This window comes from Diaphorobacter sp. B2A2W2 (assembly GCF_056730635.1).
Genome location: NZ_JBWZOR010000012.1, coordinates 1 through 13,169 on the forward strand (window position 1 = coordinate 1; position 13,169 = coordinate 13,169).

13 protein-coding genes are annotated in these 13,169 nt (G+C 67.1%); 4 read left to right on the forward strand and 9 right to left on the reverse strand.

Annotated features, from left to right (window positions below; all coding sequences use genetic code 11):
* Positions 1–183 precede the first annotated feature (183 nt).
* From fusA to AC1PPL_RS16815, 9 genes are all read right to left on the reverse strand, one after another.
* Positions 184–2,292, reverse strand: coding sequence for an elongation factor G (gene fusA / locus AC1PPL_RS16775; protein ID WP_088887835.1), 2,109 nt, complete (start codon positions 2,290–2,292; stop codon positions 184–186).
* Between the two features lie 155 nt (positions 2,293–2,447).
* On the reverse strand, positions 2,448–2,921 hold the full coding sequence (gene rpsG, locus AC1PPL_RS16780) for a 30S ribosomal protein S7 (RefSeq protein WP_011803739.1): 474 nt from the start codon (positions 2,919–2,921) through the stop codon (positions 2,448–2,450).
* Between the two features lie 170 nt (positions 2,922–3,091).
* Positions 3,092–3,469, reverse strand: a complete 378-nt coding sequence (gene rpsL / locus AC1PPL_RS16785; RefSeq protein WP_003059441.1) for a 30S ribosomal protein S12 — start codon at positions 3,467–3,469, stop codon at positions 3,092–3,094.
* A 150-nt stretch (positions 3,470–3,619) separates the two neighbouring features.
* Entirely contained in the window at positions 3,620–4,783 is a 1,164-nt protein-coding gene (locus AC1PPL_RS16790; RefSeq protein ID WP_011803738.1) for a D-alanyl-D-alanine carboxypeptidase family protein, read from the reverse strand.
* 79 nt (positions 4,784–4,862) lie between these two features.
* Positions 4,863–5,510 (reverse strand): alpha/beta hydrolase, encoded by a 648-nt coding sequence (locus tag AC1PPL_RS16795; protein WP_479973726.1) that lies wholly within the window; start codon positions 5,508–5,510, stop codon positions 4,863–4,865.
* A gap of 83 nt (positions 5,511–5,593) precedes the next feature.
* On the reverse strand, positions 5,594–5,935 hold the full coding sequence (locus AC1PPL_RS16800) for a (2Fe-2S) ferredoxin domain-containing protein (RefSeq protein WP_011803736.1): 342 nt from the start codon (positions 5,933–5,935) through the stop codon (positions 5,594–5,596).
* Positions 5,936–5,944: 9 nt separating this feature from the next.
* On the reverse strand, positions 5,945–7,042 hold the full coding sequence (locus tag AC1PPL_RS16805; protein WP_287743536.1) for a VanZ family protein: 1,098 nt from the start codon (positions 7,040–7,042) through the stop codon (positions 5,945–5,947).
* A 97-nt stretch (positions 7,043–7,139) separates the two neighbouring features.
* Complete coding sequence (locus AC1PPL_RS16810) at positions 7,140–7,568, reverse strand: CopD family protein (RefSeq protein ID WP_011803734.1); 429 nt, start codon at positions 7,566–7,568, stop codon at positions 7,140–7,142.
* Between the two features lie 233 nt (positions 7,569–7,801).
* Positions 7,802–8,491 (reverse strand): lipoate--protein ligase family protein, encoded by a 690-nt coding sequence (locus tag AC1PPL_RS16815; protein ID WP_479973727.1) that lies wholly within the window; start codon positions 8,489–8,491, stop codon positions 7,802–7,804.
* Between the two features lie 160 nt (positions 8,492–8,651).
* Here AC1PPL_RS16815 and hemB point away from each other — a divergent pair, with 160 nt between their 5' ends.
* From hemB to AC1PPL_RS16835, 4 genes are all read left to right on the forward strand, one after another.
* Positions 8,652–9,659: a porphobilinogen synthase gene (hemB, locus tag AC1PPL_RS16820; protein WP_047350408.1), complete on the forward strand. Its 1,008-nt coding sequence runs from the start codon at positions 8,652–8,654 to the stop codon at positions 9,657–9,659.
* Positions 9,660–9,698: 39 nt separating this feature from the next.
* A complete protein-coding gene (locus AC1PPL_RS16825; protein ID WP_479973728.1) occupies positions 9,699–10,904 on the forward strand; it encodes a magnesium transporter CorA family protein in 1,206 nt (401 codons plus the stop codon).
* A 104-nt stretch (positions 10,905–11,008) separates the two neighbouring features.
* Positions 11,009–11,524 (forward strand): MarR family winged helix-turn-helix transcriptional regulator, encoded by a 516-nt coding sequence (locus AC1PPL_RS16830; protein ID WP_479973729.1) that lies wholly within the window; start codon positions 11,009–11,011, stop codon positions 11,522–11,524.
* A gap of 58 nt (positions 11,525–11,582) precedes the next feature.
* Positions 11,583–13,136, forward strand: a complete 1,554-nt coding sequence (locus AC1PPL_RS16835) for an efflux transporter outer membrane subunit (protein ID WP_479973730.1) — start codon at positions 11,583–11,585, stop codon at positions 13,134–13,136.
* Positions 13,137–13,169: the final 33 nt, after the last annotated feature.

The window sequence follows — 13,169 nt, forward strand, 5'->3', positions numbered from 1 at the left end:
TCTCGAACTCCAAAAGAGCAATGCCTGTGTGAGGGTTTAACGTCTGCATCCGGTTGCTGGTTCGGCCCGCACAGTGCAACAGGACGGCACCGGATCGCAGATTGCAAGAAACTTGCTAGAAAAACAGGAGCTGCCTGCGCTTGATGGACAAGCGTTAGCAGCTCTTTTGCTTATATGCCCGGCTTACTTGGCGCGAGCCGCAACGATGGCTTCGGACACGTTGCGCGGTGCTTCGGCGTAGTGCTTGAACTCCATCGTGTACGTCGCGCGACCTTGCGTCATGGAGCGCAGCTGCGTGGCGTAGCCGAACATCTCGGACAGCGGGACTTCGGCCTTGATGGCCTTGCCGCCGCCGACCATGTCGTCCATGCCCTGCACCATGCCACGACGGCTGGACAGGTCACCCATCACGGTGCCAGCGTAGTCCTCGGGCGTCTCGACTTCCACGGCCATCATGGGCTCGAGGATGACGGGGTTGGCCTTGCGAGCCGCTTCCTTGAAGCCGAAGATGGCGGCCATCTTGAAAGCCTGCTCGGACGAGTCCACGTCGTGGTACGAACCGAAGGTCAGGCGCACCTTGACGTCCACCACGGGGTAACCCGCCAGCACGCCGGAGGTCAGCGCTTCGATCACGCCCTTCTCCACCGCAGGGATGTATTCGCGAGGAACCACACCGCCCTTGATTTCGTCGACGAACTCGAAGCCCTTGCCGGCTTCTTGCGGCTCCAGCGTGAACACCACGTGGCCGTACTGACCCTTACCACCGGATTGGCGCACGAACTTGCCATCCACATCGGTGACGGTCTTGCGCACGGTTTCGCGGTAGGCCACCTGGGGCTTGCCCACGTTGGCTTCCACGTTGAACTCGCGCTTCATGCGGTCCACGATGATTTCCAGGTGCAGCTCGCCCATGCCGGCGATGATGGTCTGGCCCGATTCTTCGTCGGTGCGCACGCGGAACGACGGGTCTTCGGAGGCCAGGCGCGACAGGGCAATACCCATCTTTTCCTGGTCAGCCTTGGACTTGGGCTCCACGGCCTGTGCGATCACAGGCTCGGGGAACACCATTTTTTCCAGCACGATGGGCGATTCGATATCGCACAGCGTGTCGCCGGTGGTCACGTCCTTCAGGCCCACGCAGGCAGCGATGTCGCCAGCGCGAATTTCCTCGATTTCCTGGCGTTCGTTGGCGTGCATCTGCACGATACGGCCGATACGCTCCTTCTTGCCCTTCACGGCGTTGAACACGGTGTCACCCTTGGTCAGGACGCCCGAGTACACGCGCACGAAAGTCAGCTGGCCCACGAACGGGTCAGTCATCAGCTTGAATGCCAGGGCCGAGAATTTCTCGTTGTCGTCGGCCTTGCGCGACAGCTTCTTCTCTTCGTCGTCGGGATCGGTGCCGGCCACGTCGGGGATGTCCACGGGCGAAGGCAGGAGATCCAGCACGGCGTCGAGCATGCGCTGCACGCCCTTGTTCTTGAACGCAGAGCCGCACAGCATGGGCTGGATTTCCGTGGCGATGGTGCGCTGGCGCAGGCCGCCGATGATCTCGGCCTCGGACAGGTCACCCTCTTCCAGGTACTTGTTCATCAGCTCTTCGCTGGCTTCGGCGGCGGCTTCCACCATGTTCTCGCGCCACTTCTTGCAGGTGTCGACGAGCTCGGCGGGGATCTCGCCGTATTCGAACTTCATGCCTTGCGAGGCCTCGTCCCAGATGATGGCCTTCATCTTCAGCAGGTCGACCACGCCCTGGAAGTTGTCTTCCGCACCGATCGGCACCACGATGGGCACAGGGTTGGCCTTCAGGCGCAGCTTCATCTGGTCATAGACCTTGAAGAAGTTGGCGCCGGTACGGTCCATCTTGTTCACGAAGGCCAGGCGGGGCACCTTGTGCTTATTGGCTTGGCGCCACACAGTCTCGGACTGGGGCTGCACGCCACCCACGGCGCAATACACCATAACGGCGCCGTCCAGCACGCGCATGGAACGCTCCACCTCGATGGTGAAGTCCACGTGGCCGGGGGTGTCGATGATGTTGATGCGGTGCTCGGGGCGGGACAGGTCCATGCCCTTCCAGAAGCAGGTCACGGCGGACGAGGTGATCGTGATGCCGCGCTCTTGCTCTTGCTCCATCCAGTCGGTGGTGGCTGCGCCGTCGTGCACTTCGCCCAGCTTGTGGGTCACGCCCGTGTAGAACAGGATACGCTCGGACGTCGTGGTTTTGCCAGCGTCGATGTGTGCGGAGATACCGATATTGCGGTAGCGCTCAAGGGGTGTTTTGCGAGCCATGATGAATCCTTGGTTGATCGCTTGGGTTTCGGAGCCGCACGCTGCGCGCGACTATTGTCTTAAGGGCCTCCATCAACACAAGGCCGCAGCGCGCTTGTGCACGCCTGCGGCCTTTATCGTGATCAGAGATGAACCCTTGATGACTTCCGTCTGGTTTAGAAGCGGAAGTGGCTGAAGGCCTTGTTGGCTTCGGCCATGCGGTGCACTTCGTCACGACGCTTCATGGCGCCACCACGGCCTTCGGTGGCTTCCATCAGCTCGTTGGCCAGGCGTTGGGCCATGGACTTCTCGCCACGCTTGCGGGCGGCTTCCTTGATCCAGCGCATCGACAGGGCCAGACGGCGCACGGGACGCACTTCCACGGGCACCTGGTAGTTCGCACCGCCCACACGGCGGGACTTCACTTCGACCATCGGCTTCACGTTGTTGATGGCCGTGACGAACACTTCCAGAGCATCCTTTTCAGGCTGCTTCTGGGAGATCAGATCCAGGGCGCCATAAATGATGCGCTCTGCAACTGCTTTCTTGCCGCCTTCCATGATCACGTTCATGAATTTGGACAGCTCGACATTGCCGAACTTGGGATCCGGCAGGATTTCACGTTTGGGGACTTCGCGACGACGTGGCATTTTTTACCTCTATCTTTGCTTCAGTTGGCACCGTTCCCGGCACCGCGAGAGCCATTCAGGACTCCCACTTACTCGACCCGCGCAGAACACCTGCGTTTAGGGTCACTACGCTGTGTCACCGCGCCACGCGGGAACAGCACCGAAAAATCTCAGACCGAAAGGTCCAGGGCTTACTTGGCCTTGGGCTTCTTCGCGCCGTACTTGGAGCGGGCCTGCTTGCGATCCTTGACGCCTTGCAGGTCAAGCGAACCGCGCACGATGTGGTAACGCACACCGGGCAAGTCCTTCACACGACCGCCGCGCACCAGCACCACGCTGTGCTCTTGCAGGTTGTGGCCTTCACCGCCGATGTAGGAGATCACCTCGAAACCGTTGGTCAGGCGCACCTTGGCGACCTTACGCAGAGCGGAGTTAGGCTTCTTCGGCGTCGTGGTGTACACACGGGTGCACACGCCACGGCGCTGGGGGCAGTTTTCCATAGCAGGGCTTTTGGATTTGACAACTTCGACCGTGCGGCCCTGACGCACGAGTTGGTTAATGGTTGGCATTAATACGTCCCTAAACGTGAATTGCTATAAAAAGCGAAAACGTGAAACCCTTCGGAAATTCCGAAAAGCCTTCTAATGTACCAGTTTGGAAGCGGACAGGCAATCCGGGGACGATGAACCCCCGGCTGAGCCGCCTCCAAAGCGTGGCGATTACTTGATCCAGAGGCGAATGGCGTCCCAGGCACGGCCGAAGATGCCGGCCTGTGCCACATCCTCCAGCGCCACCAGGGGCACCTCGGCCACCTGCTGCTCACCCAACTTCACCTTCAGCGTGCCGATGGCCTGTCCCTTGGTGAAGGGCGCGACCAGCGGGTCCTTGCGTACGATCTCGGTCGTGACCTTGCCCGCGCTGCCCGAAGGCACGGTGATCACGATGGCTTCAGGGCGGCCGATCTTGAGGGTGCTCTGCGTGCCCTTCCACACGGCGGGCGTGGCGGCAGCCTGGCCAGCGTCGAACAGCTTCACCGAATCAAACGCCGTGTAGCCCCAGTTCAGCAGCTTCTGGCTCTCGTTGGCGCGGGCGTTTTCACTCGCGGCCCCCAGCACGATGGACAGCAGGCGGCGCTGCCCCACATTGGGAAACTCGCGCTTGGACGTGGCGACCAGGCAATAGCCCGCGGCGGCGGTATGGCCGGTCTTCAGGCCGTCCACCGATGGATCGCGGAACAGCAGCATGTTGCGGTTGTTGCTGTTGGAGGCGGGCGTGCCCTCGTAGCGGTACTGCTTGGTCGAGTAGTAGTGCATGTACTCGGGGAAGTCCTGCATCAGCCGGGTGGCCAGCGTGGCCAGGTCGCGCGCGGTGGTGGTGTGGCCGGGCTCGGTCAACCCCTCGGGGTTCTTGTAGGCGGTGTTCGTCATGCCCAGCGCCTTGGCCTGCTCGTTCATCAGGCGCACGAAGTTTTCCACCGTACCGCCCACACCTTCGGCCAGGGCCACGGTGGCGTCGTTACCCGACTGCACGATCATGCCCTTGAGCAGGTCGTCCACCGGAACCTGCATCTTGGGATCGATGAACATGCGCGAACCCGGCATCTTCCAGGCGCGCTCGCTCACCGGCAGGCGCTGCTCCAGCGTGATCTTCTTGGCGCGCAGTGCGTCAAAGACCAGATAGCCCGTCATGAGCTTGGTCAGCGAAGCCTGCTCCACCGGCGCGTCGATGTCCTTGGTCGCCAGCACCTGGCCGGCCGTCACGTCCACCAGCATGTAATTGCGGGCGGCGATCTCCGGCGGTTGGGGCACCTGCGCCCAGAGGATGGCGGGGGCCATCAGGGCGGCGCAGGCAAGGGTTCGCAGGGAGGACAACAGAGACTTCATGATGGGAACAGGCACTCGGGAAACGGGAGAAGAAACGGGCCGACCGCATGGTCGGCACAAGAGAAACGGTGCCGCGCCGTCAGGGCGCGGATTGCAGGTGGCGCATGACCAGGCCCTTGAGCAGCGGCAATTGTCCGTGAAAGAAATGACCGCCCCCAGGCACAACCGTAACCGGCAGTGTCTGCGGTCGCGCCCAATCCATCACAGCGGACAAGGGCACGGTGTCATCGGCTTCGCCGTGCACGACCAGGGTGCGCAGATGGGCCTCGGCGGGTACGTCGGCCACCTTGAAACGGCTGGCCGCCGCGCCCACGAGCACGGCGCGCTCCACTGGGCGCTCGGGCCACAGCCGCGCCAGCGCGTGGCTGGTGACGAAGGCGCCGAAGGAGAAACCCGCGAGGGCAATCGGCACGGCGCCAGGCCCCTCGGGCGTCACCTGGCGGACGACGGCCAGCAGATCCTCCAGCTCACCGCGCCCTTCGTCATGCACGCCAGCGGTACCGCCGACGCCCCGGAAGTTGAAACGCACGGCCGTCCAGCCGCAGGCCACAAAGGCGCGCGCCAGGGTCTGCACCACCTTGTTGTCCATGGTGCCGCCGAAGAGCGGGTGGGGATGGGCGATCACCGCCACGCCGCGCGGCGGTACGCCGTCGGCCGCGGCATCGCGCGCAGCCTCGATGGCACCCGCGGCGCCCGTGAGGGTCAGGCGTTCGGTCTGGGCATTCACGTTGCTATCCAATCAAGAGCTGCCCGCGCTGGATGGGAAAGCGCTGGAGCCCAAAACACTACAAAGAGGATAGTGAGCGCAAATCAGCGGCCAAGTTCCGGCGGCGTGAGCAAGCGCTCGACCACCACGCCGTTCTTGAGGTGCGACTCCACGATCTCGTCGATGTCGCTCTCATCCACGTAGGTGTACCAAGTCCCTTCGGGATAGACCACGGCGATGGGGCCGCCGGCGCAGCGGTCCAGGCAGCCCGCCTTGTTCACACGCACCTTGCCGGGGCCCATCAGGCCTTGCTGCTTGACCAGCATCTTGCAGCGGTCAAACGCCTGCTGGGCGCCATGGTGGGCGCAGCAGTTCTCGCCGTTCGTGCGCTCGTTCAGGCAAAAGAAGATGTGGCGCTGGTAGTACTGGGGGGTGGTGTCGCTCATGGCACGATTCTAGGAGTCGCCATCGCGGCGCGACACCCGCAATACCACATAGGCGAGTGCCCCATAGGGCCAGAGCCAGCCCAGCCACTGCCCCAGGCCGTAGAAGCGGATGAAGCGCCCCTGCTCCCAGGCCTGCAGCGTCTGTGCGAAGTAGGCGCTGGTGGGCGCCTGGTTGAGCAGGTTCAGGTGCAGCATCAGCGCCAGCAGCAGCAACGCCGCGCAGCCGCGCCGCGGCACGGCCGCCATCGCCAGGGCCGCCCCCAGGGCAACAAGCACGCCCATGCGGGCCGGCAGCGTGAGCCACTCCCAAGCGTGCGTGGGCCCATAGCTCAGCAGCGACGACAGCGCCGTCACGCCCACGCCCACGGCGGCCGTCGCCAGTGCGAAGGCCATGCGGCGCCCCGCATGGCGCATGACGCAGTAGCCCAGCAGGCAGGGGATCAGCAGCCCCAGCGCGACGGCCATGAGCTCGGCGCCCGGCGACAGGGGCTCCAGCGGCGCCTCGCGCACGGGCAGCCACTGCAGAAACGGCGTGTCCTGCAGCGCCTCAATGAGCGCGGCCTCCAGCCGCTCCCACATCTGCCCCAGGCCAAAGGGCAGCGCCGCCGGGAACAGCAGGGCCCAGGGCCACAGCGCCAGCAACACCAGCGCGCCGCGCGCATGCGGAACGAACCAGCGCTCGCGAAAGCGGCTCCAACGCGCAATGGCCCCGAAGCGCTCCAGCAGCGCGGCCGCCAACGCTCCCAGCAGCGCACCGGTCGCGTTGAGCGCGAAGTCCATGTTGGACGGCACCCGCCGCGGCAGGAAGATCTGCAGGTATTCCATGCCCAGCGACAGCAGCGCACCCGCCAGTGCCGCCAACGGCACGGCCGCGCGCGGCCAGCCAGAACGCAGGCCCGCCAAGGCCAGCAGGAACCCCAGCGGGGCATAGCCCGCGATGTTCATGTTGACGTCGAACCAGGTCCAGTACGGCGGCGGGATGCGCGCCGAGAAGAACACCCAGGGCGAGATTCCCTGCTCGCGCCACCCGTCGAACGGGAACAGGCTGGCGAAGACGATCAGCGCCGCGTAGATGAGCGCCAGAGGCCAGGCGGACGTCTTGTGCATGCCCTCTCAATCACCTCGTGCCGTGGCCGCTGCCGCCCGCCGCGCGCCGCCCCCATTGCGAGGAAACGAAGCCGGGCAACGCTGCAGCCGCTGCATCTCAGAACGGCTTGACGACCACCAACACCACGGCGACCAGCAGCAGCAGCACCGGCACCTCGTTGAACCAGCGGAACCAGCGGTGGCTGTGCTGGTCCGCGTTGGAAGCCAGCCTGCGCAGCAGTACGGCGCAGGCGTGGTGGTAGCCCACCACCAGCAGCACCACGGCCAGTTTGGCGTGCAGCCAGCCGTTGCCCGGCCCCTTGCCGATGCCGTAGCCCAGCCACAGCCACAGGCCCAGCGCGATGGCGGGGACCGACAGCAGCGTGGTGAAGCGCAGCAGCTTGCGCGCCATGAGCAGCAGGCGCTCCCGCTCGGCCACCGACCCGGGCGCCACCATGGCCAGGTTGACGAAGATGCGCGGCAGGTAAAACAGGCCAGCAAACCAGCTGGCGACGAAAACGATGTGAAAGGCTTTGACCCAGAGCATCGGCGCAGTGTACGTGGCGGTGCCGGTGCTGCATTACCCGGTCGGGACACGGAACCGCCATGAGGCAAAAAAATGCCCGGAAATCCGGGCGGAAAACCCCGCCGCGTCGCAGGCAGCGGGGCCCGCTCAGGGAGGTGAAGCGGGGGGCGGAGGGGCCGCCCAGGGCCAATCTAGCACCCACCGCCAGGGTACGCAAGATGGAGCGTCCGCTAGGGACGGTTCGGCGCCGTTGCCTAGCGCGCGGAGTCGTCCGCCGCCTCGCCCGCGCCGTCGCCCGCTTCTTCACCCAGCGTCTGTGTCAGCGCCACGCGCAAGGCGCTGGCCATCTGCTGCGCATCCGGCGCACGGGCACTGAGTTCGGCGCACGAAACGGTGCGTGCGCGCAGTGCAGCTTCGTCGCCCTGCTGGTCCAGCGCCTGGCACAGCAGCGCCCAGTCCGGGGGCGTGACCAGGGTGCCCGCCACCAGCAGCACGCCGGCGCGCTGGCGCCGCTGGGCCAGGCCGACCAGCTTGCGGCCGGCCACATCCACCACTTCCCACGGTGCAAGGCTGCCATAGCAGGCCCAGGGCACCACCGGCCCGCCGCGGGCGTTGGCAGCGGCAACCTGATCGGGCGGCAGCGCCCGCGCCGCCACACCCCACGGAGCCAGTGCCTGCGCATGCAATTGGCCCAGCCCCTGGTAGCTGTCGGGCAGGCGGCCCTGCACCCAGGGGTGCGATGGCGGCAGCACCACCGAACAACTCACCATCCACGGGCCGCACAGCACCGCACCACCGCCCGAGGGGCGCTGCAACAACTCCATGCCGGGCGCCAGGCGCGCGCGGGCCCCGTCCAGATAGGCGCGCTGCGAGCAGCCCAGCACCACGGCGGGCGTTTCGTAGGTCCACACGCGCCAATAGGGCCGCGTCACTGCGGTTTGCATGTACCGCTGGTTCCAGCGGTGCTCCTGTGCTGCGGTGGTGATGGCGCACTCCTGGCGAGATGGCAAGTGGCACAGGCTACCACCAGCGGCCACGGGCAGGCCCGGGCAAGGATGAGCGCAGGGGTGGAGCCCGGCATGGGAGTGAAGGACAATCGACGCCATGCATCTGTCCAGCCCCACCCCCTTTCCCGCCAATCGCCCGCGCCGCCTGCGCCGCGATGCATTCACCCGCAACCTGGTGCGTGAGACCGTGCTCACGCCGCACGACTTCATCTACCCGGTGTTCGTGCACGAAGGCTCCAACCTGCGCGTACCCGTGGCGTCCATGCCCGGCGTGGAGCGCCTGAGCCTGGACCTGCTGCTGCCCGTGGCTGAAGAGTGCGTGAAGCTTGGCATCCCGGTGCTCGCGCTGTTTCCGTCGATCGATGCGGCGCTCAAGACGCCCGATGGCAAGGAGGCGCTCAACCCCGACGGGCTGATCCCGCGCGTGGTGCGCAGGCTCAAGGCCGAATTCCCCGACCTCGGCGTGATGACCGACGTGGCGCTGGACCCCTACACCAGCCACGGCCAGGACGGCCTGCTGGACGACACCGGCTACATCCTGAACGACGAGACCGTGGAACTGCTGGTAGGCCAGGCCCTGACCCATGCCCAGGCCGGCGTGGACATGGTCGCGCCCAGCGACATGATGGACGGGCGCATCGGCGCCATCCGCGAGGCGCTGGAGGCCCACGGCCAGATCTACACCCGCATCATGGCCTACAGCGCCAAGTACGCCAGCGCCTTCTACGGCCCGTTCCGCGACGCGGTGGGCTCGGCCGCCAACCTGGGGCGCAGCAACAAGAACGTCTACCAGATGGACCCGGCCAACACCGACGAGGCCCTGCGCGAGGTGGCGCTGGACCTGGCCGAGGGCGCCGACATGGTCATGGTCAAGCCCGGCATGCCCTACCTGGACGTGGTGCGCCGCGTGAAGGACGAATTCAAGGTGCCCACCTTCGCCTACCAGGTCAGCGGCGAGTACGCCATGCTCAAGGCCGCCGCCGCCAACGGCTGGCTGGACCACGACAAGGTGATGATGGAGTCGCTGCTGGCCTTCAAGCGCGCGGGTGCCGACGGCGTGCTGACCTACTTCGCGCTGGACGCCGCGCGTTTGCTCGCAAAATAATAGCTGCTTGCGCTTGCCCCATAAGCGTTGGAGGCCGATTTGACCCTAACCCCGCAGGCGATCCGCATCTTCCACCTGCAGCCCGGCGCCCAAGCGCGGGAACTGCCCGAGCTGCCCACCCAGCCGCCCGCGCGGGGCTTTTACTGGATCGCCTGCACACGTGCGGCGTTCAGCACCGAACTGCCGCGCCTGCAGGGTGTGCTGCAGGCGCTCACGGGCCAGCAGCTGGTGGACCTGCACGTGTCCGACCTGCTCAACGCCCAGCTGCCCTCGCATTACGACTACACCTCGCAGTACGACATGCTGGTGGTGCGCCGCCTGAGCGCATCGCTCGCCCCCGCGGCCGCCCCGCTCATGCCGGCGGCGGCGCGCGGCGGCCCGCCCGTACTGCGGCGCATCGACACCAGCCCCGTGGGCTTCGCGGTGTTCGACCAGGTGCTGCTGTCGGTGCACCCGGCCGACTGCTCCGTGCGCGATGCCTACGCGGCGCGCCTGATCACCCCGCCGGCTCCGACGACGACGCCCCCGCCCGAGGCGCCCAACGGCAACGCGCCGCCCACCACGCCCGCCGAAGCCGTGGTGCGCGAACTGCGCACCGGCCCTGTGGCCGGCACGCGCCTGCCCGCCAGCCCGGCCGACCTGATGCTGCGCATGGTCAACCAGATCGTGGACAACTACCTGGACCTGCGCCGCGAGCTGTCGCGCCAGCTTGACCACTGGCAGGCCGAGCTGCTGCAGCCGCGCACGCGCTTTAACAACTGGCGCGCCCTGATGGACGCGCGCCTGACCCTGCACCAGCTCGACGAGATCTGCGAAGACCAGCGCGCCGCCGTGCAGGCCTGGTGCGCGGTGCTGGAGACCTGGGCCCCCTCGTCGGACACGCCGGCGGCCCTGCGCGAGCTGGACCTGCTCAAGGTGCGCAGCCGCGACGTGCTGGAGCACATCGAGCGCGTGGTGCACCACGTGCGCCGGCTGGAGCAAAGCACCGAGGCCACGGTGCAGATGCACTTCTCGGCGCAGAGCAACCGCACCAACGACATCATGCGCACGCTCACGGCGCTCACCGCCGTGTTCCTGCCGCTGAACCTGATCGCCGGCATCTTCGGCATGAACTTCGAGTTCATCCCCTTGGTGCACAAGCAAGACGGCTTCTGGTGGGCCATGGGCAGCATGACCGCCACGGCCGTCGGCCTCACGCTGTTCTTCTGGCGCAAGCGCTACCTGGCGCGCACCGGCCAGGGCTGACCCCTTCCTCGCACGCGCGGCTGCACGGCCACGCCGCCCCGGCTTCCAGCAGGGTTTTGTTTTACTGCTTTGACAATAATTGATCAGTCAACTATTGTCACGACATGAATTCACCTTCCATTCCGCCCCCCCTGTCGGCGGATGCCGCCTGCCCGCTGTCCGACCCGGAGCTGCCGGTGCCGTTCGAGATCGAGCGCAGCATCGGCTTTCAGATGCGGCGCATCACCACCCTGCTGGGGTATGAGGTGGAGCGCCGCATGGAGCCCCTGGGCCTGACCGACGCGCAGTGGAAACCCCTGCTGCGCCTGCTGCTGGACCCGCCCGGCACCGCCGCGGCCCTGGCGCGCATGTGCCACCTGGACGCGGGCGGCCTCACGCGCCTGCTGGACCGGCTGGAGGTCAAGGGCCTGTGCCAGCGCGAGCGATCGCAGGAAGACCGCCGCGTGGTGCATGTCGCGCTCACGCCGGAGGGCCAGGCCGTCGCCGCCCAGCTGCCTGCCCTCCTGGGCGAGGTGCAGGACCAGCTGCTGCAGGGCTTCTCCGCCGAGGAAGAGGCGCAGTTGCGCGACTTCCTGAAACGCATCTACGCCAACGTACGCCCTCCAGAAGGCGGGCCATAGGCGCCAGCGCCTGGGCCTTGCAGCCCGCCCCGTTTGCCCTTTGCCGAGAGACCACAACATGAAAAACCACCTCTCACCCTCCAGCGCCCCGGCGCTCACTCCTCCAACCGCGCCCCGCGGCAGTGCGCTGCTGTATGGCGCCACCCTGGCCGTCGCGCTGCTGGCCCTGCCTCTGCTGTCGGGCTGCGCCGACATGGCGGGTATCGACTCCCACGCCCGGATGCGCGACCCTGCCTCCCTGGGCCTGGCCACTGCGCCCTCATCCGGCGCAGATGCTGCTGTGCAGCCGCAGACTGCGGTCTCCGCCGACTGGTGGCGCAGCTTTGGCGATGCGCAGCTGGATGCGCTCATCACCCAGGCCTTGCAAGGCAACCCCGGGCTGCAGCAGGCCGCCGCCCGCATCGCGCGCGCCGAGGCCTTTGCCGACACCGCCCGCGCGGCCCAAAGCCCGCAGGTCAACGGCAGCCTGGACGCCACGCGCCAGCGCTACAGCGCCAACGGACCCTACCCCCCCGGCCAGGCCGGCGCCATTCGTAGCGTGGATACCGCCCGCCTGTCGGGCAGCTGGGAGCTGGACTTCTTCGGCAAACACCGTGCCGCCCTCGCCGCCGCACTGGGCGAGGCCCAGGCCGCGCGCGCCGACGCCGAGGCCGCGCGCCTGCTGCTCGCGAGCCGCGTGGCGCAGGGCTACTTCCAGCTGGCACGCTTGCAGGCCCAGCGCGCCGTGGCCGAGCGCACGCTGCAACAGCGCACCGAAATGCTGCAACTGGTGCAGCGGCGCGTGCAGGCCGGGCTGGACACCCAGCTGGAGCTGCGCCAAAGCGAAGGCGCCCTGCCCGAAGCGCGCCAGCAGATCGAGGCGCTGCGCGAGCAGGAAGCCCTGGCACGCAATGCGCTGGGCGCGCTGATTGCCGCCCCCCAGGCGGCCCAGACGCTGACCCCACAAGCGCTGGCAGCTATCCATTTTTCAGAAACCCCTGCCGCCGTGCCCGCCGACCTGCTGGGCCGCCGCCCCGACGTGGCGGCCGCGCGCTGGCGCGTGGAAGCCGCCACCCAGGACATGGGCGTGGCGCGGGCGCAGTTCTATCCCAACGTGAGCCTGACCGCCTTCGTGGGCCTGGCCAGCGTGGGGCTGGACCGTTTCATCGAGGCCGGCAGCCGTGAATGGGGCGTGGGCCCGGCGCTGCGACTGCCGATCTTCGATGCCGGCCGCCTGCGCGCCAACCTGCGCGGCAAGGCGGCCGACCGGGACGCCGCCGTCGAAAGCTACAACGCCGCCCTGCTGGAAGCGGTGCGCGACGCGGCCGACCAGCTGGCCAGCAGCAGCTCGATCGCACGGCAGATCGCGGAGCAGCGCCAGGCCGGCGAATCCGCACAGGCCGCCTATGGCATTGCGCGGCGCCGCTATGAGGCAGGCCTGGGCACCTACCTGCAAGTGCTGTCGGCCGAAAGCCAGGTGCTGGCCCAGCGCCGCCTGGCCGTGGACCTGGCCGCGCGGCGGCTGGACAACCAGGTGGGCGTGATGCGCGCCCTGGGCGGCGGCTATGCGGCCACGCCGCCGCCCACAGCGCAAGCCCCGCAAGCGGCCCCCACGGTGGCGGCCGCCCGCTGAATTCGCCCCCATTCCCCCTTTTTTGCCCTTGTC

What these genes read in the sequence shown, in the direction of transcription:
- AC1PPL_RS16835 (WP_479973730.1), top strand. Translation starts at nt 11,583, where the DNA reads ATGAAAAACCACCTCTCACCCTCCAGCGCCCCGGCGCTCACTCCTCCA.
- AC1PPL_RS16815 (WP_479973727.1), bottom strand. Translation starts at nt 8,491, where the DNA reads ATGCAAACCGCAGTGACGCGGCCCTATTGGCGCGTGTGGACCTACGAA.
- AC1PPL_RS16790 (WP_011803738.1), bottom strand. Translation starts at nt 4,783, where the DNA reads ATGAAGTCTCTGTTGTCCTCCCTGCGAACCCTTGCCTGCGCCGCCCTG.
- AC1PPL_RS16805 (WP_287743536.1), bottom strand. Translation starts at nt 7,042, where the DNA reads ATGCACAAGACGTCCGCCTGGCCTCTGGCGCTCATCTACGCGGCGCTG.
- hemB (WP_047350408.1), top strand. Translation starts at nt 8,652, where the DNA reads ATGCATCTGTCCAGCCCCACCCCCTTTCCCGCCAATCGCCCGCGCCGC.
- AC1PPL_RS16830 (WP_479973729.1), top strand. Translation starts at nt 11,009, where the DNA reads ATGAATTCACCTTCCATTCCGCCCCCCCTGTCGGCGGATGCCGCCTGC.
- fusA (WP_088887835.1), bottom strand. Translation starts at nt 2,292, where the DNA reads ATGGCTCGCAAAACACCCCTTGAGCGCTACCGCAATATCGGTATCTCC.
- rpsL (WP_003059441.1), bottom strand. Translation starts at nt 3,469, where the DNA reads ATGCCAACCATTAACCAACTCGTGCGTCAGGGCCGCACGGTCGAAGTT.
- AC1PPL_RS16800 (WP_011803736.1), bottom strand. Translation starts at nt 5,935, where the DNA reads ATGAGCGACACCACCCCCCAGTACTACCAGCGCCACATCTTCTTTTGC.
- AC1PPL_RS16810 (WP_011803734.1), bottom strand. Translation starts at nt 7,568, where the DNA reads ATGCTCTGGGTCAAAGCCTTTCACATCGTTTTCGTCGCCAGCTGGTTT.
- rpsG (WP_011803739.1), bottom strand. Translation starts at nt 2,921, where the DNA reads ATGCCACGTCGTCGCGAAGTCCCCAAACGTGAAATCCTGCCGGATCCC.